This window comes from Arthrobacter sp. NPDC056727, from assembly GCF_042790555.1.
Lineage (GTDB): Bacteria > Actinomycetota > Actinomycetes > Actinomycetales > Micrococcaceae > Arthrobacter.
This window is the reverse complement of the sequence record NZ_JBHTZA010000008.1, coordinates 164,229-188,958: the sequence shown is the minus strand read 5'-3', so window position 1 is coordinate 188,958 and position 24,730 is coordinate 164,229. Positions and strand designations below refer to the sequence as shown.

21 protein-coding genes are annotated in these 24,730 nt (G+C 64.1%); 13 read left to right on the top strand and 8 right to left on the bottom strand.

The window, feature by feature from the left end; all coding sequences use genetic code 11:
* Positions 1-33: 33 nt before the first annotated feature.
* Entirely contained in the window at positions 34-951 is a 918-nt protein-coding gene (locus tag ACFRAH_RS10650) for a LysR family transcriptional regulator (protein ID WP_377990854.1), read from the bottom strand.
* A 130-nt stretch (positions 952-1,081) separates the two neighbouring features.
* Between ACFRAH_RS10650 and ACFRAH_RS10645 the strand changes: the two genes are divergently transcribed.
* The 8 genes from ACFRAH_RS10645 to ACFRAH_RS10610 all read left to right on the top strand — a co-directional run bounded on the left by ACFRAH_RS10645 (position 1,082) and on the right by ACFRAH_RS10610 (position 10,556).
* A complete protein-coding gene (locus tag ACFRAH_RS10645) occupies positions 1,082-2,479 on the top strand; it encodes an NAD(P)/FAD-dependent oxidoreductase (RefSeq protein WP_377990853.1) in 1,398 nt (465 codons plus the stop codon).
* Positions 2,476-3,201 (top strand): DUF1365 domain-containing protein, encoded by a 726-nt coding sequence (locus tag ACFRAH_RS10640; RefSeq protein ID WP_377990852.1) that lies wholly within the window; start codon positions 2,476-2,478, stop codon positions 3,199-3,201. Before ACFRAH_RS10645 ends, ACFRAH_RS10640 begins: the two co-directional genes overlap by 4 nt.
* 80 nt (positions 3,202-3,281) lie before the next feature.
* Positions 3,282-4,556 (top strand): class I SAM-dependent methyltransferase, encoded by a 1,275-nt coding sequence (locus tag ACFRAH_RS10635; RefSeq protein ID WP_377990875.1) that lies wholly within the window; start codon positions 3,282-3,284, stop codon positions 4,554-4,556.
* A gap of 463 nt (positions 4,557-5,019) precedes the next feature.
* Positions 5,020-5,265, top strand: coding sequence for a glutaredoxin-like protein NrdH (nrdH, locus tag ACFRAH_RS10630; RefSeq protein WP_076802586.1), 246 nt, complete (start codon positions 5,020-5,022; stop codon positions 5,263-5,265).
* Positions 5,266-5,320: 55 nt separating this feature from the next.
* Complete coding sequence (nrdI, locus tag ACFRAH_RS10625) at positions 5,321-5,827, top strand: class Ib ribonucleoside-diphosphate reductase assembly flavoprotein NrdI (RefSeq protein WP_377990851.1); 507 nt, start codon at positions 5,321-5,323, stop codon at positions 5,825-5,827.
* 26 nt (positions 5,828-5,853) lie between these two features.
* The gene (nrdE, locus tag ACFRAH_RS10620; RefSeq protein ID WP_377990850.1) at positions 5,854-8,010 is read left to right on the top strand and encodes a class 1b ribonucleoside-diphosphate reductase subunit alpha; all 2,157 of its coding nucleotides are present in this window, start codon (positions 5,854-5,856) and stop codon (positions 8,008-8,010) included.
* Positions 8,011-8,100: 90 nt separating this feature from the next.
* Positions 8,101-9,075, top strand: a complete 975-nt coding sequence (gene nrdF / locus ACFRAH_RS10615; protein ID WP_003801014.1) for a class 1b ribonucleoside-diphosphate reductase subunit beta — start codon at positions 8,101-8,103, stop codon at positions 9,073-9,075.
* 542 nt (positions 9,076-9,617) lie between these two features.
* Positions 9,618-10,556 (top strand): MinD/ParA family protein, encoded by a 939-nt coding sequence (locus ACFRAH_RS10610; protein WP_377990849.1) that lies wholly within the window; start codon positions 9,618-9,620, stop codon positions 10,554-10,556.
* Positions 10,557-10,561: 5 nt separating this feature from the next.
* Here ACFRAH_RS10610 and ACFRAH_RS10605 read toward each other — a convergent pair whose 3' ends face one another.
* Genes ACFRAH_RS10605 through ACFRAH_RS10580 form a run of 6 tightly spaced genes read right to left on the bottom strand, consistent with a single transcriptional unit; the run spans position 10,562 to position 18,500 of the window.
* Positions 10,562-11,494 carry a DUF6177 family protein gene (locus ACFRAH_RS10605; RefSeq protein WP_377990848.1) on the bottom strand — a complete coding sequence of 311 codons (933 nt, stop codon included), beginning with the start codon at positions 11,492-11,494 and terminating at the stop codon, positions 10,562-10,564.
* Positions 11,491-11,871 (bottom strand): hypothetical protein, encoded by a 381-nt coding sequence (locus tag ACFRAH_RS10600; protein WP_377990847.1) that lies wholly within the window; start codon positions 11,869-11,871, stop codon positions 11,491-11,493. Before ACFRAH_RS10600 ends, ACFRAH_RS10605 begins: the two co-directional genes overlap by 4 nt.
* Positions 11,861-15,820 (bottom strand): type VII secretion protein EccCa, encoded by a 3,960-nt coding sequence (gene eccCa / locus ACFRAH_RS10595; RefSeq protein WP_377990846.1) that lies wholly within the window; start codon positions 15,818-15,820, stop codon positions 11,861-11,863. Before eccCa ends, ACFRAH_RS10600 begins: the two co-directional genes overlap by 11 nt.
* A gap of 4 nt (positions 15,821-15,824) precedes the next feature.
* Entirely contained in the window at positions 15,825-16,901 is a 1,077-nt protein-coding gene (locus ACFRAH_RS10590) for a hypothetical protein (RefSeq protein ID WP_377990845.1), read from the bottom strand.
* Positions 16,894-18,240 carry a type VII secretion integral membrane protein EccD gene (gene eccD, locus ACFRAH_RS10585; protein ID WP_377990844.1) on the bottom strand — a complete coding sequence of 449 codons (1,347 nt, stop codon included), beginning with the start codon at positions 18,238-18,240 and terminating at the stop codon, positions 16,894-16,896. Before eccD ends, ACFRAH_RS10590 begins: the two co-directional genes overlap by 8 nt.
* On the bottom strand, positions 18,237-18,500 hold the full coding sequence (locus ACFRAH_RS10580; RefSeq protein WP_377990843.1) for a hypothetical protein: 264 nt from the start codon (positions 18,498-18,500) through the stop codon (positions 18,237-18,239). The genes eccD and ACFRAH_RS10580 overlap by 4 nt, the downstream gene beginning before the upstream one ends.
* 220 nt (positions 18,501-18,720) lie before the next feature.
* Between ACFRAH_RS10580 and ACFRAH_RS10575 the strand changes: the two genes are divergently transcribed.
* The 5 genes from ACFRAH_RS10575 (at position 18,721) to ACFRAH_RS10555 (ending at position 22,826) form a co-directional block, all read left to right on the top strand.
* Positions 18,721-19,062: a hypothetical protein gene (locus ACFRAH_RS10575; protein ID WP_377990842.1), complete on the top strand. Its 342-nt coding sequence runs from the start codon at positions 18,721-18,723 to the stop codon at positions 19,060-19,062.
* An 82-nt stretch (positions 19,063-19,144) separates the two neighbouring features.
* On the top strand, positions 19,145-19,450 hold the full coding sequence (locus ACFRAH_RS10570; RefSeq protein WP_377990841.1) for a pore-forming ESAT-6 family protein: 306 nt from the start codon (positions 19,145-19,147) through the stop codon (positions 19,448-19,450).
* Between the two features lie 15 nt (positions 19,451-19,465).
* Positions 19,466-19,834, top strand: a complete 369-nt coding sequence (locus ACFRAH_RS10565; protein ID WP_377990840.1) for a DUF6507 family protein — start codon at positions 19,466-19,468, stop codon at positions 19,832-19,834.
* Between the two features lie 229 nt (positions 19,835-20,063).
* On the top strand, positions 20,064-22,163 hold the full coding sequence (locus ACFRAH_RS10560; RefSeq protein WP_377990839.1) for a hypothetical protein: 2,100 nt from the start codon (positions 20,064-20,066) through the stop codon (positions 22,161-22,163).
* 12 nt (positions 22,164-22,175) lie between these two features.
* Positions 22,176-22,826: a hypothetical protein gene (locus ACFRAH_RS10555; RefSeq protein ID WP_377990838.1), complete on the top strand. Its 651-nt coding sequence runs from the start codon at positions 22,176-22,178 to the stop codon at positions 22,824-22,826.
* Positions 22,827-23,801: 975 nt separating this feature from the next.
* Here the strand turns inward: ACFRAH_RS10555 and ACFRAH_RS10550 are convergent.
* Positions 23,802-24,515 carry a hypothetical protein gene (locus tag ACFRAH_RS10550; RefSeq protein WP_377990837.1) on the bottom strand — a complete coding sequence of 238 codons (714 nt, stop codon included), beginning with the start codon at positions 24,513-24,515 and terminating at the stop codon, positions 23,802-23,804.
* Between the last annotated feature and the right edge of the window lie 215 nt (positions 24,516-24,730).

Below are 24,730 nucleotides of genomic sequence, written 5' to 3'. Positions count from 1 at the left end.
GACCCGAAAAGCAGAGCATTCCAGCATCGGGGGTCATTTAACTGAGGACCCCAGGCCGCCCAGTGTTTCCGCCAGCAGGTCCACGAACAGCTGCACCCTGGCGGTCTTCTTGTCGTTGATCAGCAGTGCGAAGACGTTGCGGGCCAGCCGGATTTCCGGGACGTCCAGCACCACGACGCCGGCCGGCCGATGGAGCAGTGCAAGCTCCGGAACCAGGGCTGCCCCCAGGCCGGCGGCGGCCATCTCGAGGCTGGCATGGAAGTCGTCGCTGTAGGCCACCACGCGGGGGTGGAGATTGCAGCCCGCGAAGAGCCGCTCAATGACGGTGGCGTCGCTGGTTCCCGGGTGGTGCATGATCCACGGCATGTCCGACAGGTGGTCCGCCGCCACCTTCGCATCGGTGCGGAATCCCCACCCGGAGGGAAGGACCACCCGGAAGTTGTCGTCGCCGATCCATTGCCGGTTGATCGTGTGGGGCCAGGCCAGGCCGGACTGACCCACCTGGTAGACGAGGGCCACATCGACGTCGCCGCCCGTGCGCAGCCCCTGGATGGTCTGCGCGGGTTCGGCCACCGAAACCCTCAGGTCGATGCCGAGGCCCTTCCACGCGGGACTCCGCAAAATGCGCGGCAGCACGTAAGTGGCGAGGCTCGGGAAAATCCCCAGCCGGAGCTCCTGGCTCGTAGAGTCCTGCGTCTTGGAGGCCGCGGCCATCAGCGCCTCGATGTCGGTGAGGACCTTCGCCGCATGGCGCGCCATCACTATTGCAGCATCGGTGGGCACCACACTCCGTGCAGAGCGCTGGAACAGGCGGACGCCCGTGTCCCGCTCCAGGGCGGACATCTGCTGGGACACGGCTGAGGCGGTGTAGCCAAGACGGCTGGCGGCGGCCGCGAAGGAACCCAGCCGCGTGACCTCAAGGAGCGTCCTCAAATGCACGGGGTTGACCACCAGCCAACCTTACTCCGGGGCCCACCGGCGGAAAAAGCGCATGCAAAACAACCCATCCGGCACGCCGGACTGCTCCGAATAGCCCGTGACGACCCACATCAGCGGCGACTGTTCAGCAGAGGAGCAACGATTGTCACCGAACCCAGCACGGAGTGGCGGCGAAAAACGGCAGGTCGCCGTCGTCGGAAGCGGGGTGGCGGGCCTGACGGCCGCGCATATCCTCAGCCGCCGGGATCACGTGACCCTGTTCGAGGCGGATTCCCGGCCCGGCGGACATGCCCACACGCACCACGTGCGGCAGGACTCGGGGATCCTCGCGGTGGACACCGGCTTCATTGTGCACAACAACCGGACCTACCCAAACCTCATCCGGCTGTTCGGCGAGCTGGGTGTGCAGACGCAGGATTCGGACATGACCATGAGCATCCGCTGCGATGGCTGCGGCCTGGAGTACGCCGGGGCCATGGGCGCCCGGGGTGTCTTTGCCCGGCCGGCCAACCTTGCCCGGCCCCGCTTCCTGCTGATGCTCGCCGAGATCCTGCGGTTCTGGCGGAAGGCGCGGGCCCTGCTGGCCAGCCCGGCGGACGGCAAAGGACAGGAGGAAACGCTGGGTGAGTTCCTCGACCGGGAACGCTTCAGCAGCTATTTCACCGCGCACTTCATGGCGCCCGTGGTCAGCGCGGTCTGGTCGTGCGACCCCACCACCGCCCTCGCCTATCCCGCCCGGTACCTGTTCACCTTCCTGGAACACCACGGCATGCTCGGCGTTAAAGGCTCGCCGCAGTGGAAGACGGTGAAAGGGGGATCGCGGCGCTACGTTGATCGCGTGGTCCAAGGCCTCCAGGAGGTCCGCCTCTCCAGTCCCGTCCTTGCCGTGCGCCGCAGCCCAACCGGAGTGGAGATTACGACGGCGGCCGGAACCGAACACTTCGACGCTGCGGTCATCGCCGCCCACCCCCGCGAGGCGCTCGCCATGATGGCCGAGCCCGCGCCGGCGGAAGTCACGGTACTGGGGAACATCCCGTATTCGGTCAACCACATCAAGTTCCACCGTGATCCCGCGGTGCTGCCGCGCCGCCGGGCCGCCCGCGCGTCCTGGAACTACCGGCTGCCCTCGTGTGCCGCGCGCCCCGGCAACGTGCTGGTCAGCTACGACCTCACCCGGCTGCAGCGCCTCAACCCCGACGACGGCGGCAGCTACATCGTGAGCCTCGGCGAGTCGGAGCTGATCGAACCGGAAACCGTGCTGGCGGACCTCGTGTACGAGCACCCCCAGTACACGCCCGAATCCGTGGCCGCCCAGGGGCGTCTGCGGGAGCTGGGCGACCACCGTCTCGCCTTTGCGGGTGCCTACCACGGCTGGGGATTCCACGAGGACGGCGCGGCCTCCGGGGTGCGGGCGGCCGCCCAGCTGGGCCGCGAGTGGGAGGACCCGTTCGCGGCGGCGCCTGATGCCGACGCCCCGGATGCTGCTGCATCGGATGCCGCCGTATCGGAGGCCGGGCAGGACGCGGAGCTGGTGCCATGACCGCGGCCATTTACAGGACGCGGATCCGCCATGTGCGGCAGGATCCGCTGAGGAACGCGTTCACCTACCGCAGCTACAGCTGGTACGTCGACCTCGACGACCTGCCCAGGCTGACCTGGTGGCTGCGGCCGCTCGCCGGATTCCACGCGAAGGACCATCTGGGGGATCCCACCGCAAGCATCCGTGAGAACGTGGACCGCTTCCTCGCCGTGAACGGCGAAGCGCACGACGGCGGAACCGTCACCATGCTTGCCAACGCCAGGGTACTGGGGCATGTCTTCAATCCGATCAGCGTCTTCTGGTGCCACGGCGCCGACGGGGCCCTGCACGCTGTCATCGCCGAGGTCCACAACACGTACGGTGAGCGGCACTGTTACCTCCTGCACCCGGACAGTGCCGGGCGGGCCCGCACCGACAAGGAATTCTTCGTCTCGCCTTTCAACGAGGTGGACGGCAGTTACCGGATGAGCCTGCCCGAACCGGCGGACAAACTGGCCGTGGCAGTGGTGCTGGAGCGCGCCGGACGGAAGCCCTTTACCGCCACCATGACCGGCGACCGCCGGCCCGCCACACCCCGCAGCATCCTGGCTGCTGCAGCGGCGGTCCCGCTCGCACCGCTCCGCGTTGTGCTGCAGATCCGCTGGCAGGGAATCAAACTCTGGGCGCGCGGTTTGCCTCTCGCCAACCGTCCCGACCACCGAGCACAGGAGGCCGTCTCGTGACCCTCACTGATCCGTCATACACCAGTCCCGCTCACCCTGAGCCAACAGGGCAGGGAACCACGCCGGGCGGGGCCCACCGGGTGCCGGCCGCGCCGGCGGCCATCGACGCGCAGGTGTGGCCCGGCGTCGCCCGCCCCCCTGCGGGGATCAAGGCGCAGGCGGCCGGCAAAGCCGCCGATTCGCTGTTCCGGGCCGCGGTCCGTCGCCTGCCGCTCCGGGTGGAATACCCCGACGGGACGATGCTGGGCACCGGCGGCGACCGCGCTCCGGTAATGACCATGGTGCGTCCGGAGGATTTCGCGGTCCGAATCGGGGACAACGGACTGATCGGGCTGGGGGAGTCCTTCATGGCCGGGGACTGGGAAGCCTCAGACCTCGCCGCCGTCCTGGAGGTCTTCGCGGCTTCGGTGGACACGCTCATCCCCAAGCCGCTGCAGAAACTCCGGAGCGTGTATCTGCCGCGCGCGCCCCGGCAGGAGCGGAACACCGAACAGAATACGCGCGGCAACATCTCCCGCCACTACGACCTCAGCAACGAGCTGTTCGCCAACTTCCTGGACAGCACCATGAGCTACTCGTCGGCACTGTTCCCGGCGTCAGCGGGCCAACTGGCAGAGGTGGGCTGGGATGCCCTTGCCGGAGCGCAGCAGGTCAAGATCGACAGGCTGCTGGACAAGGCCGGCGTGGGGGAGGGCACCCGGTTGCTTGAGATCGGCACCGGCTGGGGCGAACTGGCCCTGCGGGCAGCCGGCCGGGGTGCCACCGTGTACACGGTCACCCTCTCCAGCGAGCAGCAGGCGCTCGCGGAGCAGCGGATTGAGGAAGCGGGCTTCTCCGGCCAGGTCACTGTGGGACTGCAGGACTACCGTGCCGTGGAAGGCGAGTATGACGCCGTCGTGTCCGTGGAAATGATCGAAGCCGTGGGGTACGAGTACTGGCCCGTCTACTTCCAGACCATCGACCGGGTCCTGGCGCCGGGCGGCAAGGTGGCCATCCAGGCGATCACCATGCCGCACGGGCGGATGCTGGCGACGCGCAACGCGTACACCTGGGTGCATAAGTACATCTTCCCGGGAGGGTTCCTGCCGTCGGTGCGGGCGATCGAGAGTGTCACGGAGCGGCACACCACACTCCGGGTGCGTGAGCGGCGGGGGATGGGTGACCACTACGCCGCTACCCTGCGGCTGTGGGAGGAGCGTTTCCTGCAGCGTGCGGCTGAAGTGCGCGGGCTCGGGTTCGACGAGGTCTTCCAGCGGATGTGGCTGTTCTACCTGTGCTATTCACGTGCCGGCTTCCAGTCCGGTTACCTGGATGTGCAGCAGATCGTCCTGGACCGCCGGGAGGCACAGCTGTAGTCCAGCTCTGGTTCTGCGTTCGCTTAGTCACAGTGGGGGTCCCGAAGCATCCTGCGGGACCCCCACGGCTGTGTTCCGGAGCACTCAAACGGCGCCATCAGGGGTGCCGCGACACGCCGTCTTCGGCACGACACGCTGGCGTTTAAATGTGTCTAACTACTCCACAGGGTGTGGATTCCGTCCGCCAAAATGCCGGAAATCCGGACATTTTGAGGGTCCCTGCCTGTGGATTAAAAGTGCATTAAATGACATACTTGTAATACATCATCTTGGGGTCCCATCCGGGGCCGCGCACTACATGTAGTATCGACATACAGATTGAGCGGGAGACCGGCGCAGCCAGTACCGGACAGTAGGTCCGGGCAGAGTCCACCGCAACGATGCCAGAGATTTAGATACAGAGACACGAGCAAGGTCTCAGAAGAGTGCAGCAGCAGTGACTTCAACAAAGGGGACAGGAATCATGACAGTTACGGTTTACACCAAGCCGGCCTGCGTACAGTGCAACGCCACCTACCGTGCGCTGGACAAGAAGGGCATCGCCTACCAGAGCGTTGACATCTCGCAGGATGCGGACGCCCTTGAGCGCCTGAAGTCACTCGGCTACATGCAGGCTCCGGTCGTTGTCACGGACCAGGACCACTGGTCCGGTTTCCGCCCGGACAAGATCGAAGAGCTGGCGCTGAGCGCTTCCGCTTCCGTGGCCTAAGGCTGCGCCCGCGCCGTTTCCGGCAGAGAATTCCCAAGTAGGTGAGGTGACTCCCATGGCTGCGCCGGCACTTGCCGATGCGCCGGCCGCAGCCCGTGCTGCGAGCACGACGCCCGTCAACCAGACACCGCCCGTGAACCAGACCCACAGCCGCCTCATCTACTTTTCCTCGGCCTCCGAGAACACCAGGCGCTTCATCGAGAAGCTTGGTGCGGAGGCCGCCAGGATCCCGCTGCACGCGAAGGACGAACCCCTCGCTGCCTGTGAGCCGTTCGTGCTCGTGGTTCCCACCTACGGCGGGACAGGCGGCGAGGGTTCAGTGCCCAAACAGGTCATCAGGTTCCTGAACAACCCGGACAACCGGCGCCTGCTCCGGGGCGTCATCGGGGCCGGAAACACGAATTTCGGGGACAACTACTGCATGGCGGGCGACATCATCGCCGCCAAGTGCAAGGTCCCCCACCTTTACAGGTTCGAACTCATGGGTACGCCGGAAGACGTCTCCCGTGTACAAGAAGGATTGGAAGAGTTTTGGACACGACTGTCGCAGACACAGAAGTAACCAGGCCCGAAGGAAAGGACGCGTCCATGGACACGGCTGTTGAAAAGCAGGAGAAGCCGGCGCTCCCCGCTGCCTACAAAGGCCTGGGCTACCACGAGCTGAACGCGATGCTGAACCTGTACGGCCCGAACGGCGAGATCCAGTTCGAGGCGGACCGCGAGGCAGCCCACCAGTACTTCCTGCAGCACGTGAACAACAACACGGTCTTCTTCCACGACCTCGAGGAAAAGCTCGATTACCTGGTGAAGAACCAGTACTACGAGCGCGAAACCCTCGACCAGTACACGATGAACTTCATCCGTGACCTGTTCAACCGCGCGTACAAGAAGAAGTTCCGCTTCGAGACCTTCCTGGGCGCCTTCAAGTTCTACACCTCGTACACGCTGAAGACCTTCGACGGCAAGCGTTTCCTGGAGCGCTACGAGGACCGCGTCTGCATGGTGGCCCTGCACCTGGGCCGCGGCAACGAGGAACTTGCCGCCCGCCTCGTGGACGAGATCATCGACGGCCGTTTCCAGCCGGCCACACCCACATTCCTCAACGCCGGCAAGGCCCAGCGCGGCGAGCTCGTCTCCTGCTTCCTGCTGCGCATCGAAGACAACATGGAGTCGATTGCCCGCGGCATCAACTCGGCGCTGCAGCTCTCCAAGCGCGGCGGCGGTGTTGCCCTTTCGCTGACCAACATCCGCGAGCACGGTGCCCCGATCAAGCAGATCGAAAACCAGTCCTCCGGCGTTATCCCGGTGATGAAGCTCCTCGAAGACAGCTTCTCCTACGCCAACCAGCTCGGTGCCCGGCAGGGCGCCGGTGCCGTGTACCTGCACGCCCACCACCCGGACATCTACCGCTTCCTGGATACCAAGCGGGAGAACGCGGACGAGAAGATCCGCATCAAGACCCTCTCCCTCGGCGTCGTGATCCCGGACATCACGTTTGAGCTGGCCAAGAAGAACGAGGACATGTACCTGTTCTCGCCGTACGACGTCGAGCGCGTCTACGGCATTCCGTTCTCCGACGTCTCGGTCACCGAGAAGTACTACGAGATGGTGGACGACTCCCGGATCAAAAAGACCAAGATCAGTGCCCGCGAGTTCTTCCAGACCCTCGCGGAGATCCAGTTCGAGTCCGGCTACCCGTACATCATGTTCGAGGACACCGTAAACCGGGAAAACCCGATCGACGGCAAGGTCACCATGAGCAACCTCTGCTCGGAGATCCTGCAGGTTTCCACGCCGTCCCTCTACAACGAGGACCTCACCTACCAGACGGTCGGCAAGGACATCTCCTGCAACCTCGGGTCCATGAACATCGCCAAGACCATGGACTCCCCGGACTTCGGTGCTTCGATCGAGACGGCCATCCGCGCCCTCAGCGCCGTGTCGGACATGTCCTACATCAACTCCGTGCCGTCCGTGGCCGAGGGCAACCTGCAGTCGCACGCCATCGGCCTTGGCCAGATGAACCTTCACGGGTACCTTGCCCGTGAGCGGGTCCACTACGGTTCCGAAGAGGGCCTGGACTTCACCAACATCTATTTCTACACCGTGCTGTTCCACGCCCTGCGTGCGTCGAACAGGCTCGCCATCGAGACGGGCCAGACGTTCGGCGGCTTCGAGAAGTCCAAGTACGCTAGCGGCGAGTTCTTCGACAAGTACACGGAGCAGGAGTGGGCCGCGGAGACGGAGCGCGTCCGTGAGCTGTTCGCCGGCACCCACATCCCCACCCAGGATGACTGGCGCGAGCTGAAGGCCTCCGTCATGGAGCACGGCATCTACAACCAGAACCTGCAGGCCGTTCCGCCGACGGGCTCGATCTCCTACATCAACAACTCCACCTCCTCGATCCACCCGGTGGCGGCGAAGATTGAAATCCGCAAGGAAGGCAAGATCGGCCGCGTCTACTACCCGGCGCCGTACCTGACGAACGACAACCTGGAGTACTACCAGGACGCGTACGAGATCGGCTACGAGAAGATCATCGACACCTACGCCGCTGCCACCCAGCACGTGGACCAGGGCCTGTCGCTGACGCTGTTCTTCAAGGACACCGCCACCACGCGTGACATCAACAAGGCGCAGATCTACGCCTGGCGCAAGGGCATCAAGACGCTCTACTACATCCGCCTCCGCCAGCTCGCGCTGGAGGGGACTGAGGTTGAGGGCTGCGTCAGCTGCGCGTTGTAGCTTCAAGTAAATCGTGACCGTACGACGGCGGGTGCCCGCCCGCCGTCGTACGCTTTAAGTAAGAACCCACCCAACTTTTTAGGGGATGACATGACCGAAAAGGTCAAGCTGCTGAGCCACGTCGAGGCCATCAACTGGAACCGCATCCAGGATGACAAGGACGTGGAGGTCTGGAACCGCCTCGTCAACAACTTCTGGCTGCCGGAGAAGGTGCCGCTGTCCAACGACGTCCAGTCCTGGAACACGCTGACCCCGGCCGAACAGCAGCTGACCATGCGCGTGTTCACCGGCCTGACCCTGCTGGACACCATCCAGGGCACCGTCGGCGCCGTCAGCCTGATCCCGGACGCGCTCACGCCGCATGAAGAGGCCGTGTACACCAACATCGCCTTCATGGAGGCCGTGCACGCCAAGAGCTACTCCTCGATCTTCTCCACGCTGTGCTCCACCAAGGAGATCGACGACGCTTTCCGCTGGTCCACGGAGAACGAGAACCTTCAGAAGAAGGCGCAGATCGTCATGGACTACTACCAGGGCGACGACCCCCTGAAGCGCAAGGTGGCCTCGACGCTGCTCGAGAGCTTCCTGTTCTACTCCGGCTTCTACCTGCCGATGTACTGGTCCTCGCGCGCCAAGCTGACGAACACGGCAGACCTGATCCGCCTGATCATCCGCGACGAGGCCGTGCACGGCTACTACATCGGCTACAAGTTCCAGAAGGGCCTGGAGAAGGTTTCCGAGGCACGCCGGCAGGAAATCAAGGACTACACGTTCGAGCTGCTTTTCGAACTGTACGAAAACGAGGTCCAGTACACGCACGACCTCTACGACGGCGTCGGCCTGGCCGAGGACGTCAAGAAGTTCCTGCACTACAACGCCAACAAGGCGCTGATGAACCTGGGCTACGAGGCCATGTTCCCGGCTTCCGTCACGGACGTGAACCCGGCCATCCTCTCGGCCCTGTCGCCGAACGCCGACGAGAACCACGACTTCTTCTCGGGGTCGGGTTCGTCCTACGTCATCGGCAAGGCTGTCAACACCGAGGACGAGGACTGGGACTTCTAGTTCTTCGCTTCTTCTACTTGCACGAAACAAAGGGCCGCACGCTGAGCGTGCGGCCCTTTTTGTAGCCGGTGTGATCGCTGCTGGAACCGCCTGAAAGTCTTCATGACATGACCGCCATGTGTTGCGACGACTAGGATCACTAGGAGGCGCCACTTGGGGTGTGTTGATGTTGAGGAGCAGTAATGGAACTGGGGGCCACTCGGGTTGAAGTCTTCGCCGACGGCAGGCTGACTGTCGGGGGTGAAGCGATCTCCGCTCCTCCTGGCGTGGACCCCTACTCCGCGGCGATTGCGGTGTTGGCGGACTTCGCGCAGACCTCCGGCGCTCCGGTTGTTGCGGAGGCTACCGACCACACCAACGGTCAACAGGGCCTGTTTCAGGTCCACCCGGATGGCCGCGCCGAACCGGTAGCTCCCGATTCGCCGCCTCCGAGTGAAGGTTCAAGCCAGGATCTTTCCCCGCAAACAGTTGCTCCGACAGCAAGCGCGGCCACGCCATCGGCTCCGGCCCGCGATTCGTTTCCGACTGGTAGTGTTCCTGTATTGGATACCCCGTATGGAACTCCGGTTGCCGAGACTCAATTCGTGCGCCCGGACCGTCCCCGGCCTGCGTCCGGTTTCCGCGGCGCCATCTACTCGGCTACCGGCGGCCTGGTCAATCTCGGCCCCAGTGCCAAGGATCAGGACGAAGCGGAACTGGAGCGTCGGATTGCCCGGCCCTTGTCCGGAAGTTTCAATACCGCCATTCTGAGCCTGAAGGGCGGGATCGGTAAGACGTCCACCACGGTGGGCGTGGGCATGATTCTGGCCGAGTACCGGGGTGATCACCCCTGCGCTATCGATGCGAACCCGGACAGCGGCGACCTCGCGGAGCGGGCCCTGGGCGAAATGCTCTATCAGAAAGTCAAGCCCCGCACCGTGACGGACATTGTCCGCGACATCGGACAGATCAAGTCATTGACACAACTGACCGATTACATGCACCATGCCAACCGGCTGCACCTGATCGCGGGGGAACAGGATCCGGCTCTTTCGGACGCCCTTACGCCTGGGGAATACCTGCAGATCAAGCAGTTGGTCTCCCTGTACTACTCGGTGACGTTGACCGACTGCGGTACGGGCGTTTCCCACCCGGCAATGGCTGGTGTGCTGCCTCAGGCCACCAACCTGGTGATCGCCTCTGGCTACGCCGTCAGCGGCGCCAAGCGCGCCCGCAACACGCTGCAGTGGCTCGCCGCCCACGGCTATGAAGGTCTGGCCCGGAACGCCATCGTGGTGGTCACGGACAAGGACCAGGTTTCCAGCCGCGTCAATAAGCGGGCGATCGAAGAACACCTGGCCGGCTATTGCCGTCAGCTGATAACCGTCCCGCACGACCGTGGCGTCGCTGACGGGGACCGCATTTCCCTCGACAAGATCTCCGCAGCTACCCGGCGGGCTTACAAGGAAATTGCGGCCGCCATCGTGGACGGCTACGTCTAAGACACTTACAGCCCTTCTGTTCGGGCCAGCTCGCTGAGCATCCGCTGTTGGAGGTCCCGTGTCCGTCCGCCGTCCCAGACCGCACTCTCGGGGTAGCGGATCGCCAGGTGCTGGAAGGGGGCGGTGCCGATGACCTTGCTGTTGACTTCTGGCACGGACAAATGTTCGGGGTGGATACGTCGCTGAAGTGCAGGGCCAAGCACCATCATCTGCGGGACCCGGAAGGCATCTCTCCCAGCTGGTACCGCGAGGCCATCGACGCCGAAATGCAGATCCACGCCGAATTCCTGGACGTTCGCCTCTATCGCAGCGCCCTCCACTTCTGCCCGTCTGGCGGCATTCGAGAGGAGAACCCCTGGCGGCCCGGGGTTCGCCGAAGGCTCGGCCGAGAGCAGCACGTCAAAGGATTCGATGACGCCGGCATCCGTGCGGTGGGCAGTGATCGCACCGGCGAAGTGCGGCCCGGACAGCAGCAGGGTTCCCAGCGGCATATGCTGCCGAAGCCATGCAGTCACGGCAACGGAATCCCAGGGATTTTCGAGCGGCTCTGTCGACCCCATGTGCGTCGGAGCGCTTCCCGAGCTGGCGAGGAGCATGCTGGCGGTGAAGGAGCCGATCACCAGTTCTTCGGTGGCAGCGTGGAGCACGCTGCCATAGATTCTGGTGGCAGCTTGTGTGGAGGGCGCACGGCCCTCATCGGCCGCGGTGAGGGCGTTCTCCATCCCGCCGCCGGGGCTCGCCGTGACCCAGGGGATTCCGGCTGCTTTCAGGTAGGCCAGCAGTGGATAGCTGAGTGCCGCCTCAGGGGCGGTCTGCAGCGCGACGATACCTTGACGGGGCGCATTGATGGTCGCTTCGCGCAATCCTCTGAGCAGCGTGCGGCTCAACCAGGGCCGGATGGCGGGGCTTGGTACCAGGACCAGGGGCGCCGCAGTCATGCGCCCCAGCCGGCGTTCATGACCTCATTCGCTTGCGGGTCGATCAGCACTCCCTTGGTGCCAGTCACTGTGATTGTCAGGAATGCGCGCACGGCTTCGGCGATGTCCTTCTCGTGCGGGCAATTGACCTCCGATACCCATGCCTCTCCCTGAAGTTGGGTGGCCACCTGCTCGCCGAAGATCCTCTGGGCTTCGGAGTTCGGAACCTTTTGTGGAGCGGCTATGAAGGCGAGGTCCTCGCCGTTGAAACCCAGGGTGAGGTTCTTCGAAGCCTCAACGGGAATCAGCCTGAATTTGTTCTCGAACTGTTCTGACGCGCTGTCAAAGAGCCCCAGCCTTGGGTCCTGGTCACAGATGAGGTGGAAGTCATAACTCACAGTCGGGGACCCCGCCGTCGTAATGGAAGGTTTGGAGCATTACCGGCGGGCGGCCCGAGCGCAGGATCCTGGCCCGTCCTGTTGCCAGGGGAAGAGGCCTTTCACCATTGGCGATGACCCCTTCGGACCGGTCACCGGAAAACATAATTACGGGGGCTCCTGCTGCCCTGAGACTGGAGATGAAGGGATCGTGCACGGTCAATGCGGCGCCGCTGGTCCTGCCGGTGACCAGCGCAAAGAGCCCGATGTCGGCGCCGGACGGAAGGTAGGCAGCCAGGGATCGCAATGGCTGGTTGCCGGTTGCCGCGAGGATGTCGTAGTCATCGACAAGCAGCACGATGCGGGGTGTGCGGACCGGTGTGCTTTCCCCGTCTCCAAGCCGGTCGCGGGCCTGTCCGGCAACGAAGTCGGCGAGTTGTGCGGCACGCTGGCCGTTCGCGGCGTATTCGCCCAGATAGGAGTCAGGAATGAAGTCCTGCAGTTGCTGGCGCGGGTCGAAGACGGCGAAGGCGAGCTCGCCGGGTTTGTGGGAGGCGATCAGTTGGGCTGCGGCGGCCCGCAGCAGGTTGGTTCTGCCTGTTTCCGGGTCCCCGAAGATGACCGCGCCACGGTCGGCGGTGAAGAGGTCGAGCTCCTCTGTGCCGGCGTCGTGCTCCCGCACCCCGAGCGCAATTCTGCCGCCCGCAGGCGCATACTCCTGCGGCAACCGTGCGAGCTGGGGAAGGACGCGCACTGGCGGCGCGGTCTCGGTGGTGTACTTCCGAAGGATGGAGGCGAGGTCCGCGAGTTCGCGTCCGGCCTTATCCGGATCAGGGGTGTCGGACAAGGAGGGAAGTGCGAAGTGACCTATGGTCTTGTCGGTTGTCAGTGCGCGGCCGGGGCGGTGGGCGCCCAGTGTACTGGCGAGCCTGCGGTCGATGGAGTCTGCCGGATCGGCGAGGTGCAGTTCGATACGGTTGCCCAGCAGTGATTGCCTGGACATGCGGACTTCCGACCAGCTACGGACGCTGGCTATCACGTGGACGCCCAAAGTGCTGCCTCGCGTCATGACGTCGTGAACGGTGTCCTCCAGTTCCGGGAATTCAGAGTTGAGGCTTCCGAACCCGTCGATGAACAGGAAGACATCCGTGCATCCCAGCTCGTTTAGGGCCCCCTTGCTTCGCAGCGACCGCATGGCCTGGAGGGAGTCCAGCTTGTGATGGTCGAAAATGGTCTGCCGGACGTTCAAGAGACTTTGAACCTCTTCCACGGTCCTGCGCACGAGTTCCCGGTTGCCGCGTCCTGCTGCCCCGCCGCAGTGCGGCAGATCTGCCAGACCAGCGAGGGCGTTGCCCAAGAGGTCCACGGCAAAGATGTTGACTTCCTGCACGCTGTGGCTGAGGGCGAGCGAGGCGGCGATGGTGCGAAGGGCTGTTGACCTCCCGCTTTGCGGGGCGCCGATCACCGCCAGGTTTCCGCCGCGCGCGGACAGATCCAGGTGCCATGGTCCCTGCCACTGCCGGGCAGGGTCGTCCAGGATCCCGACGGCGGGGCGCAGGTGAGCCGGTTGGGCGAGCCGTGGTCCGGTTGAGGTGAGGTCCAGTGACGCGCCGGTTCGGGCGAGGGAAACGGCGGTCGGCAGTGGGGGAAGCCAGATGGGAGGGGTTTGGCGTGGTTGCGCGGCGGCGAAGCCGACGATCGTTGACAGGATCGTTGCCGTTCCAGGTTTTATCTCCGGCTGCGGGTTGTTGCGCTTTGCGGCGGTGTGAGAAGCTTCGGCGTCTGCGTTCCGCTCGCCGTTACCCGCCAATTGAAAGAATTCCACGGGCGCTGCTGTGGGCATGGCGGGGGCGGTCTCGTCCGCCTGTGAGGGGAGGGCCCCGGAAACGTACGCCGCCCGGAACCTCTTGAATACGGATGTGTCCACTTTCAGGATTGCGTTCCCGGGGCTGGTGGGCAGGTGATAGGCGTCGGGCACATCGATGATGGTGCGGCTTTCACCCTCGGAGTTCGTGTGCAGTGCGATCCGGTATGCAAGGTAGGTATCGAGGCCGCGAAGCATGCCGGTCTCCACCTTTTGCGAGGCGAGGAGCAGGTGGATGCCGATCGAGCGGCCGATCCTGCCGATGGACAGCAGCAGGTCGATGAAGTCGGAGCGGGCCGTGAGGAGTTCGCCGAATTCGTCAATGCAGACGAACAGGTAGGGCAGAGGCTCCTGTAGTGCAGCCTTGCCGGGGTCCCGTTCCCGGGCCAGCCTGTAGTCGTTGATGTGGGCGAAATCGCCGCCGTTCCGGAGGAGCTCCTGCCGCCTCTTAACTTCACCGGACAGGCTGGAATAGATCCTGTCCACCAGGCTGGCGTCGCTGACGAGGTTGGTGACGAGGCCGGAGACGTGGGGAGCGTCCTGAAAGGGGGCAAACGTGGCGCCGCCCTTGTAGTCCACGAGGACCATGTTGAGGTCTCGGGGTGAATGGGTGGCGATCAGGGACAGCACGATGGTGCGCAGCAGTTCGGATTTGCCCGAGCCCGTTGCTCCCACGCACAGCCCATGAGGTCCCATGCCTTGCTGCGCCGGTTCCTTCAGGTCAAGGTGCACGGGCGTACCGTTCTCGTCCTGGCCTAAAGCGACGCGAAGGAAATCCGGGCCCCGCTGGGCCTGCCAGAGCCCGAGCATTGCTTCGGCCGTGTAGTCGCCAAGACCAAGGGCCTCGGCGTAGGTGCGGGAGGACTTGTGTTCGCCGAATTCGTGGGACAGCTCGGAGAGTCGCAGGGGAGCGAGGCTGCGGGCCACGGCATCTGCTATCACGGGCGGCACGTCGTCGGGGGTGCCCCTGGTCGTTTGCCCAGTGGCTGTCATTTCAAGAGTGAGGGAATCCGGTGCCACGGTGAGTCGAAGGTCAACGTGTTCCGGTTCCTGCTGCTGCTCGGTGAGCAGATGGATCCGGGTCACGGCAAGCTTGGAGAGGGGAAGGTCGGTTGGCAAACCGGGAATCGGGTCGGCGTTCTGCCCGGGCAGGTCCGTGATGATGACCAGCCGGGGAAGGGCCTCTGGAGGCAGTTGCTGGAAGTTCCTGGCGGCGCTGTTCAGGGCGGCCGCCCTGGTGTCCAAGGAGCCACGCAGCAGCACCGCCAGTTCCTCGGGAGAGCCGGCCCGGCGAAGGATTCCAGGTTCCTGGAGATGCGGCAGCCATTTGGTCCATTCCCAGGCTTCCAGCTGGGCATCGGGGGTAACAAGGGCCAGTTCCACGTCCTCGGGTGACTGCGTTGCTGCGAGCTGGCAGACCAGGTTCCGGGTCAACGCCAGGGCAGTGGCGCGGTCACCCACAATGGACACGTTTGAAACGGTGCCGAGCGGCAGAGTCAGGGGCATATCGGGGGTGTTGCTGAACCTTCGGTGCAGCTCTTCGGCCTCGGACAGCATGAACGCGTCCGGGCGTTCGACGGAGTCCCCGCTGTCCTGAATGCTGATTCTGCGCCGGGGCACGGTGCCCGTACCGATGCGGGTGACGAGGAAATCAGGGCTGGTCCGACGACGTTCCCAAAGCCGGTGCGGGTCGTTGACGATGTTTTCAACCAAGCGGTCGACCGGGGGATGGGCGGCATTGGCTTCCGCACGGGCCAGTTGCTCTTCCGCTTCGAGGTCCAGCCGGCGGCGTCGGAGGTAGTCCATGTAGAGACGGCGTTTGGCTGCCCGCTGCCGCGTGGCCTTGCCGCGCTGGGAGAACATCAGCGCCACGGATGCCAGCACCGTTGCCACCATCATGAGCGCCCCGATGCCAGCCAGCGAGGAACCCCTGAACAGCATCATGACAGTCACCGACGTGGCGGCGCCCAGCATGGGAACCAGGGCCAGCAGGTTCATCCCGCCGGCCCCCGTGGCAAGCTGTGGGGGTGGGTCCAGTTGCACTGCCTCGGGGGTTCGTTCGGGCAACGTGGTCCGTGCGGGCCTGTGCACAATTCGAGTGGTCATGGCGTTAGTCTCTGTTGGCTGCCAGAAGGGCCATGCCAGCAATTTCGGTGGCTGCGATCCTCGTCCTGGCGCCCAGCCTGCTGAGCTGTAGCCCGCCTCCCGCAGCGAGGTGCCGGTCGAACGGCAGCACCCCATCAGCCAGGAACCGGTCCTGAGGTTCCCTGGACCGCACCGTGACCTCCAACTGCTGTAGGTGCGGGAACGTTCCGGTGAAAGCGTCCCTGATGGACGCGCGCCGTGCCATTGCAGAGTCTCCCGGAGGCGAGACCAGTACGACCGCGTGGGCCGTTTCCAGGAGGGCGGCGGAGTGGCGGGACTGCGGGGCGTTGCCGGCATCGACCAGTGTCACAGCCATGAAGCGGGACAGCGCGGAGGATACGTCCGTCCACTCTTTGGGGTTGATCGGGTTGTCCGCCAATGCGGGCACGTTGTGGCGGTTCACCGCAAAGACCTGGTTGCCGCAGGCGGCGGCGTTGGCAGTGGCTTCGGGAAGGCTTCGGACCGGCTGGATCTGGATCTGTTGTATTAGGGCGGACACTGTAGCCGATCCGGGAGCACCCAGATAGTGGAGCAGGTTCCCGGCCTGATCCGTGGCGTCCACGGCCATGATGGGCTCCTGGCGGATGCTGCCCAGAAGCTTGGCCAGCACGGCTGTGATCGTGGACGTTCCCACGCCTCCCGCGGTTCCGATGACCACGATGCGGCGTCCCGTGGTTATCGGCGCTTCAACCGCCGCGCACGCCCGGATAAGCCGTTCGGACAAGGCCCCGGATGTGACGGCATCGGTGACTTCAAAACGGATGCGCTCCCACAGGGTGTCCCCGCCGTTCCTGCGGGTCTTTGCGGGGCGGGCCGTGGCAGCCGGGGTTGGCCGCGGAGCGCTTGGGACGTGCGTGGCTGCAGGCACGTCGGCCCGCGTGGCCGGTGCCAAGCTGTCTGTCATCCGGTTGGCCGTGGGGGTCATGCCCGGGAACCCGCCAAGGGGCGTCGGACGCTGCGGGGTCTGGCCCGTCTCCGGTGAAACCGGTGCCTCGGTTGCGGGACTGCCAAGCGGGAATCCTGTGCGTGGTTGGTCAGCCAAAGGTCTGTCCTAGTTGTGTGTAGGCCCCGGACAGTCCCAGGACCAAGGGGATGGTCGAAAGTACACAGAGCACTTCCAGGCGGGACGCCGTTACCCGGAGACGTGCGGCTGCCTGAGGGCGGACACGAACCATCGCGGCAACCAGCACGAGCACGGCCAGAACGGCGCCGCCGCAGAGCAACAGTGGCTGCCCGAGCGTGAGCGCAAAAACTGCTGTTACGCCCAGGCAGGCGGCCGCTGCTGCCACGTAAATTCCTGCCCGCTGCGCCAGCAGCGGTAAGGAATACCCGCGGAACGTCAGCGATCCGAGCAGGGCGATGGACAACAGGGCCGCCCATGGAAGCCGGTCCGTGGCAGAGGCGGTGACGATCGCTGAAGCCGCGGCAATCGCTGCCGCCGTCAGGGTCCACCCGGTCAGTGTTGCATGGGCTGAGTGGACGGCGTCGAGGGTGTTGCTCCGGGAAATGCGTTTGCCTTGCCGCTGGTCGTCGTCCAGTCCGCTCAGGCCTGTCAGGACGGTGCTCAGTCGAGGGGCGATACCCAGCGCGAAGATCGCGGCGATGCCGGCCAGCCCTGCCGCCACTGCCCGATCGCCTGTGCTCCACGCCAGAACCGCCCAAGCCCCTCCCAACGCTAGGAGCAGTGCGGCGCAGGACAGGAAGGGGATATGCCTGCCCGTCGCGACGGCGGACCCCACCATGGCAACGACAATGGCCGCCGTAAGCAGCAATGGCCCGGGGCCTGGCCCTGCGACGGTGCTGGCCGCTGCCGCAACAGCCACTCCGGCGCACAGGAGGGCCAGCCCTGCAGGCACTGACCGCCACCGGCCAACAAGGGCGCCGGCCAGCATGGCGACCGTGACGAAGACAACCCCGGCGAGAACGCCGTCATAACCGCTCTGGCTGCCCAGAAGCACGCTGGATATGCCGGCACCCGCAAGCAGCAGACCTGCGACAGCAGAGAGTCCGATGGTTCGCAGCGAACCTGCCCACAGCGCAGGAAGCCGCTCGGTCGCATCCGCCGCAAAGGAAGGGACGTCGTAAACATCGGGAGCCGGGGGCACGTCGCGTTCGTCGCGCAGGTAAAGCAAAGCGCCGTCAGTGATGCCCGCCTGCCGAAGGCTCAGCGAGCCATCCAGAGTGAGGCCCAGACTCGTGGTCAATACTGACGACGTGAGTGCACCGCCTCTGCCACTGACCGCATTTTTCGGGGGTTCCCGGTCATCCATGAGCGTCCGGATTTGGGGCATCAGTGAAGCCACCGGTTCGTCGGAGGGAAGCCTCAGATCCAGATGGCGGTGCGGAGCAATGACGGTGACCCGACTCAGGACGCTGCTCATCGGGTCCCCTCAAAAACGGTTACGCCTGCCGCCCGTGCGGACTGACGGGCAGATTGTTCGTCCAGCAGGTGCTGGACAAAGCTAAAGCCGACACAGATGGCGGCGATGAGAGCGGCCAGCAGGAGTGACTGCATTAGTCTTGCCGTCGCCGTCGTGTAGGTCCGTTCCTCGGGGTTCCTGCCGAACAAGAGGGAATCATCGAGCCGGTGCTTCCGCACACGCGCGGACTCCAATAGCCGGGAATCGTAGTCTTCCGCCATGCTTCGTTCCCCTTCAGACTTCACCGTAGGCATGTCCATGCTTGCCGACGTGCCAATCAGCCTTTAAACCTATCGCGGCACTTTTCCAGTGCAAGTCAAGCCATGTTTCTTACCCTGTTTACTGCATCGACTGGACTTAACTATCCGGGTTGTCCATGCTGTTAACGGTGTTCGGTGCCGACCGGCGCCGGCGCAGTCCTAATTCCTACTGGGGGGAACGATGGCTATTTTTGACATGGGTGCTGACACCCTGGGCAACCTCAACAAGCAGACCGACGCATCACATCAGGATCTTGGTGCCCTCGTCAGGCGATTCGTGGATGCCGTTACACCGCTGGAGGGCCGGTTCAGTGGTGCCGGCAAAGCCGCCTTTGACTCTTTCAAAAACCGCTCCGACCTGGTCGCCTCGGAGCTAAACGCAGCCCTCGCCTCCATCGTCCACGGCCAGTCCGGCATGGATACCGCCTTCCAGCAGGGCGATCTGGCCGCCAGCGACAACGCCCGCCGCGGCGAGGGATCGGCGAACTTCGACGCCGCACGCTTTCAGGGCCGCGCCGGCTAATACCGGCTCCCGCCGTCTTTCCGCAGCAATCCTTTCTCTGAACCTGAAACGGAGCAGGGGCCGCTAAGGCTCCGACACAAAAATGACTGCCAACCGCATCGCGTACGACACCAACGTCTCATCCCAGGTCCAGGGCGACATCCAGGCCCTCGCCTCCCAGCTCGAGAGCCTCATCGCGCAGCGCCAGTCCGACATCAACCAGGCCATGTCCGACTTCCGTGCCGACGGCGTAGACGCCGAGTACCAGGCCGTGGAAGCCCGCTGGGGCAACGCCGCGGCCGAAGTCAAGGCGATCATCGCCCTGGTCCGCGGCACGCTGAGCCAGAACGACGAAACCGCAACCACGGCCTCCACCTCTGCCCGCAACGCGGTGCAGAGCATCGGCTAGAGGAACCTGGTTTTCATGGTCGGAGTCTGGAACATTGACGTGCCCGCAAGCGCTGCCACGATCAAGTCCGCGGCCACGCAGCTAGCCGCTGTCGAGCCGGAACTGACGGGCATCGAAACTTCACTCAACGAGGCTGCCGCTGCCATACCAGGGGAGGCGGCCGGAGTGCTCGCAGCGCTGAGCGATGTGCTGACGGCGGGTATCGCCCCAGCGACCCGCGAGGTCCTGGAACGGTCCGGGACGATTTTCACTTCGACCGCCCAAGCCTTGAGCTTTTACGAGCAAGGCGACCTCACGATGGCCGCAGCCTCACAACGGAGTGCAGCCGTTATCACTTCAGAGCATTCTGCACGCCCCGGTCTCCACGGCCCGGCACCGATGTGACGCAACAGAAGGTCTCAGCACAATGGTCTTATCTCCGGAAGTATGTGTCGCACTCGGTCCCTCGGGCCTGGATCCGACGGCCGGTTGCCGGCTGCCCGATGTCGACTCTCTCGACGCCGCCGCCGCGGGGCTGAAGTCGCATACCCAAGGTTTCCATGAGGCAGTTGCTGCGTCTGCAAGACAATGGCAGACGCTGGGAACCTCGTACGCCTCTGACGAGGCGCCGATCGTGCTCACCGCCTTCGACAGGGTGACACCCGTCTCGGCCCGCGTACTGGATCAAGGGCAGGCAACGTCCGCGGCGCTTTCCAGTTTTTCGGGCACATGCCGGGAGCTCAAGGCGCGGTTGGAGCAATACGGTCAAAGGGTTTACGCCCTTGACGCGGACATCCGGTCGTTTCCCACCAAGGTCGAGACAGTCACCATGGTGAAAGGCGAACAGATCAGGAGCGAGGTCCATCAGGACTGGACAGGGGACGCCGATCTGAGCGGTCGCCGGAACGAGCTCCAGGCCGAGGCCATGGCCATTTACAACGCATACCTTGAAGCGCAGAACACCTGTGCGTCCGCTCTCGCTGGGGTCTCGGGTGGCGAAGCCTATTCTCAGGAACCTGCCGCGGCCCACAAACCCTCCGGAAACTTCGTGGACGAGGTCCTGTACAACCTCGGTTCCGCCGTCGGCATCGCCAATAACGATGCCGACCACCCTTGGGGGCGGGAGGTGGTGCCGTACCGCCCGAACGGCACCCTCGGTTTACTGCAAGGCATCGGGGCCGGAGCGGTGGAGCTTGTGGACGGCGTCTGGTCGCTGACCCTGACAGGAGACCAATCCAAACGGGATGCGGCGTGGGGTGGAATCAACGCGTTGATCTCAAACCCGTCGTCCTTCGATTTGCGTCAACAGTTGTTGTCGTTTACGCACGCGGAAGAGGCCGAGACAAATGCATCTTGGGCTTTCGGTGCAACGCTAACCGGAATTGCCTCCTTCGCCATTGGCGGCGGGGCAGGCGCTGCCGTGAAATCGGGAACCGCGGTCAGCAGGGCCGGCCTGGTGGCCGAGAAACTCAGTATTGCCACCATGGACACTGCACGTTTGGGCCACCTGTCCGCGGCGCTGGGACGAACCGCGAGCGGACTGGAATCAGCCGGAGCATTCTTGGCCAAACCGGGGTCGCTCACCCTGAAAATCTCCGATGTGCTGATGCCTCAGACGACAGCAAAAGTCCTCGACACCATGACCCATGCACGTGTCGCCGTCTTCTCAACGCTGGACGCAGCAAAATCGACGGCGGCGGAAACCGTCGCCGGCACCCAACGAACAGCTGCTACAGCAATGACAGCGGTAGCCGAGGGACTCCGGACTGTTGACCATGCAGTGCCCAAAACCCAGTACGCGCTGGCCCACGGGGCGGCCCTGCCGGTCGACGCGCCGCGTCCAGCCACTTGGTTGGACAATAAAGCCGCGTCAATTCGGGAGGCTAATCCGCCGGCCTTTGTGCCTCCGGAACGCCCGTCGACCGGGACAGGGCCAACCTCGCCAAGCGTCAAGACGGAACCGTTCGTCAGGCCTGATCACATTAGTGAGACCGTTGTTCTCCGGCACGGAGATAAGACGTTCCCGGTCTCTCGCAGGGACAACTTCGCTGCCCGAACGGGCCTGAAGCCCAACACCGAGTACATCATCGAGCATCGCGGCAAAATGAAGGATGAAACCGGTCTGCTGCAAGCTGACAGCGTAGAGAAGTACTACACCGACGCCACCGGTGCCGTGACACGTGTGGACACCTACGCCGGCGTGAAGGGAGCCTGGTCGCCCGAGCTGAATAAGCCGATGCCGAACGTGACGTACAACGTTGTCGCACAGGTAGATGGCGGCCTGCACAATACCTTCACATTGGTAATGGACAGCCATGGGCACCTGGCTTCGGCGAAGGGGCACATCTCGTCAACACTTGTCGGAGACGCGAACCGAAATGGCTGGCAGCAGCTCAAGGCCGGGCGGCTCGGCGGGCCAGGCTACGATGGCGGGCACGCCGCCCCGTCGGCCTTGGGATTTATCGGCGAACGGGCTGGACTCTTTCCTCAGCACTCCTGGCAGAACCGTGGAATAGGCGAGGAAATCGATTCGGTCAGATTCGGCAGGGTGGAGTCGGACATCGTCACTGAGGTGAAGAGGCGATTAGGGGCAGGACAACCTGTAAGTTTGAATTGGTCGATGACAACGACTCCCAGTGCCAGACCTGGCCTGCCGGCCAGGTTCCGGCTTCGCCATGGCTTCACAGGAGAACAGTTGACCACCATTCCATTCAACAACATGCCGAAGTCGTAGGGGGCAAGCATCATGCGGCAGAGCGAGACGATTGACAATGCCTTTATATCCGACGGCCTGATCAGGCTGCAGAAGGAGGCGTTTTCAGAGGGCGGCCCGGGGTATGGGGCGGAGGCTATCGTCAGCACCTCCCTCATCCAACAGAGCATGTCCCGTCGGTACGAGGACGTACTGCGGAACGGGGAATGGGGCTTTCCCGACTTCGACACGGAATTTTCGGACGAAGCCATGGATAGTTGGCTTCTGGAAGTGCGCGCACGGTGTTATGTTCCGGGGGAAGGAACATGGGTGACCTATCGTGTCTATCTGTACCCGGACGCTCCGGGACGGCTTGAGGTGTTCGACGAGGAAATCCTGACGAAGGGCCTATTTGAGTCGTCCGGTCAAAAAGAGCGGCCCTCCGATGCCGAAACGCTGAAATCGGAACTCATTGCCTTTCCGCGAACGATGGATAAGGTCCCGGCTTGGATGTTGGACACGCTTCAAGCGGCAGGCGTAACGCCGCCTGTGTACAACCCCACACTGAAAACGGTCGACTGGGACAACCGCCGCCGTCCCGTCACGGAGCGGGGGACAGATTTCTCGGGCGAAGCCACCATCATCGACTCCTCTCTGGAGAAGGGCGTCTTTGCCAAAATAGGCCGAAGGCTTTTCGGGGGTTAGCCAGGACGGGACGCCGTCTCACAAAGCAGATCTCTTTGACTAGGAACGATTTGGACTCGGCGCCCTTGGTTCAGCAGCGGCAAGTTTCGGTTCAGCGTGACAGACCCTCCCACGCTGACCCCGATCACGAACAACAAACGCCTCCGGCGGCGTCTGGAGCTACTCGATTGTTATCCAGTGCCGGGTGCCTGGCTCCTCGAACGCCTGGAGGAGCGCCCCCAAGCCCGTCAATATCACCTGTTGACATTCATGCGCCGAAAGCGTCGGCCAACGAACGTTGGCACGTTCCGGGGGCTCCGTGAAGCAGGGCTTCCCTGGCCGCCCGCCATATAAAGAAACACGCAGGGACAGGCGCCAGGAAGCGCACCTAAACTGGCCCAGTACGAACCACCACGCCAAGACCCGCCGTCGTGACGGCGGGTCTTGGCGTTTCCGGCGCGGCAGGACCCGGATAAGCCTGTCCGCCTCTGAGGCGGCCGATAGCATGGCGGTGACGAAAAGAGGTGTTGATGGTGGCATCTACAGAAAGCCCGACGGAGATCCAGGACGCCGGGGCCACGGAACTTTCCAGCCTGGGAAGTGACGTACAAGCTCGACTGCAATCCCATGAGCTGGCGCACTTCGTCTGCTGCCGGGACCTGGACTGGCGGAAAGCAGTCTGCGGTTACGAGGAACCCGGGGCGGTGATCCTGGAGAACCCAACCACATTCTGCACCAGGTGTGGAGGTCATTCACGCCCATGGGGGAGTGCTGGGCTCCGGCAAGTGCCCCTTCGATGAGCGGTCCTGCCCGGATGATGAAACCGTGGACAAAATGATTGACGAGCGTACGTCCTGACGGGCCGCGACCGATGACACCGAACCATCAGCAGCTGATCGGTCTGCTGGCCGGCGCGGAGCCGGAGGTCCTGGCCGGCCGTTTCGCCACGGAATTCATGCCGGAGACCGGTATGGAAGGCGAGTCGGGTTCCTTTATCTATTTCGGGAATGGATTCTGGGACGTCACGCTCGACGGCGGCACTCGGTTCCTTTCCGCGCCGTGGGGTATGCGGGTCGAGTTGGAACCGGGCTTGGTGGAGGAGGCACCGGGGAGGCGGACGCCACCTCGCCGGCCGCCGTGGTCGCTGGTGCTGCCGAGGTACTCGACTTTCCTGGGACGGGAGCATGATGACTGGCAGATCGCCGCCAGCAGGCCGGTCGTGGAGGAAGCTGGTGAGCTGAGCATGGCATTGACGAACCTGGAGGCCCCCGGTACACCGGCACCCTCACCGTCAGCACCGACGCGTACACGATCAGCCGAGTCGATCTGGTGTACATGGTGCAGACCCTCCTTATCGAACGTAGCGAGCCGAACGCCGAGGATCTGGCTGTGCTCGACTACATCAAAGCCGCCGTCCCGTACGCGGGCGAGGATGCTGGCATGAGTGGATTCGCCGTGGAACTCACAGTGGGCCTCGCTGATGTCGGGTCCATCCGGATCGAGGGTCGAGGGCCGGAAGCGACCGTCTTCCGGCTCCAGGAACCTCAGCGCTGTTTCGCTGGCAGCCAGCTGTAACGGTCCTTGGTCGGTTTCCATGCTGACGATCTTCCAGCGCCGCTTGGCGGCTGTAGGCCTCTTGGCCGGCAGCATTATCGGCTGCGGTGTGCCGGGGATGGAGAAGGAGCTGACCGGTCCGGAGGGCTCCTCCATGCCGGCGCAGAGTGCCTGCTCGAGGTTTTCTCCCGCCGGCTGCGGGGCGCTGGCCTGAGCGTCTCAGCTGCCATCGATGCGCCTTCATCCTGGTTATCCTCTGAAGGAGAGATTGTCCGCCGGGCCCGAAAGCTGGGGGAGTGTCACGGACCCGGCGATCTGAAGCTGCGGTTCGCGGCTACCTTTGCTTCAGCGACAAGACCAGTGTGCGGGAC

Excerpts from the sequence above, each read along its gene's own strand:
- eccD (WP_377990844.1), bottom strand. The coding sequence starts at position 18,240 with ATGAGCAGCGTCCTGAGTCGGGTCACCGTCATTGCTCCGCACCGCCAT.
- ACFRAH_RS10550 (WP_377990837.1), bottom strand. The coding sequence starts at position 24,515 with ATGGAGGAGCCCTCCGGACCGGTCAGCTCCTTCTCCATCCCCGGCACA.
- nrdE (WP_377990850.1), top strand. The coding sequence starts at position 5,854 with ATGGACACGGCTGTTGAAAAGCAGGAGAAGCCGGCGCTCCCCGCTGCC.
- ACFRAH_RS10565 (WP_377990840.1), top strand. The coding sequence starts at position 19,466 with ATGGTCGGAGTCTGGAACATTGACGTGCCCGCAAGCGCTGCCACGATC.
- eccCa (WP_377990846.1), bottom strand. The coding sequence starts at position 15,820 with ATGACCACTCGAATTGTGCACAGGCCCGCACGGACCACGTTGCCCGAA.
- nrdF (WP_003801014.1), top strand. The coding sequence starts at position 8,101 with ATGACCGAAAAGGTCAAGCTGCTGAGCCACGTCGAGGCCATCAACTGG.
- ACFRAH_RS10580 (WP_377990843.1), bottom strand. The coding sequence starts at position 18,500 with ATGGCGGAAGACTACGATTCCCGGCTATTGGAGTCCGCGCGTGTGCGG.
- ACFRAH_RS10555 (WP_377990838.1), top strand. The coding sequence starts at position 22,176 with ATGCGGCAGAGCGAGACGATTGACAATGCCTTTATATCCGACGGCCTG.
- nrdI (WP_377990851.1), top strand. The coding sequence starts at position 5,321 with ATGGCTGCGCCGGCACTTGCCGATGCGCCGGCCGCAGCCCGTGCTGCG.
- ACFRAH_RS10605 (WP_377990848.1), bottom strand. The coding sequence starts at position 11,494 with ATGACTGCGGCGCCCCTGGTCCTGGTACCAAGCCCCGCCATCCGGCCC.
- nrdH (WP_076802586.1), top strand. The coding sequence starts at position 5,020 with ATGACAGTTACGGTTTACACCAAGCCGGCCTGCGTACAGTGCAACGCC.
- ACFRAH_RS10570 (WP_377990841.1), top strand. The coding sequence starts at position 19,145 with ATGACTGCCAACCGCATCGCGTACGACACCAACGTCTCATCCCAGGTC.
- ACFRAH_RS10640 (WP_377990852.1), top strand. The coding sequence starts at position 2,476 with ATGACCGCGGCCATTTACAGGACGCGGATCCGCCATGTGCGGCAGGAT.
- ACFRAH_RS10575 (WP_377990842.1), top strand. The coding sequence starts at position 18,721 with ATGGCTATTTTTGACATGGGTGCTGACACCCTGGGCAACCTCAACAAG.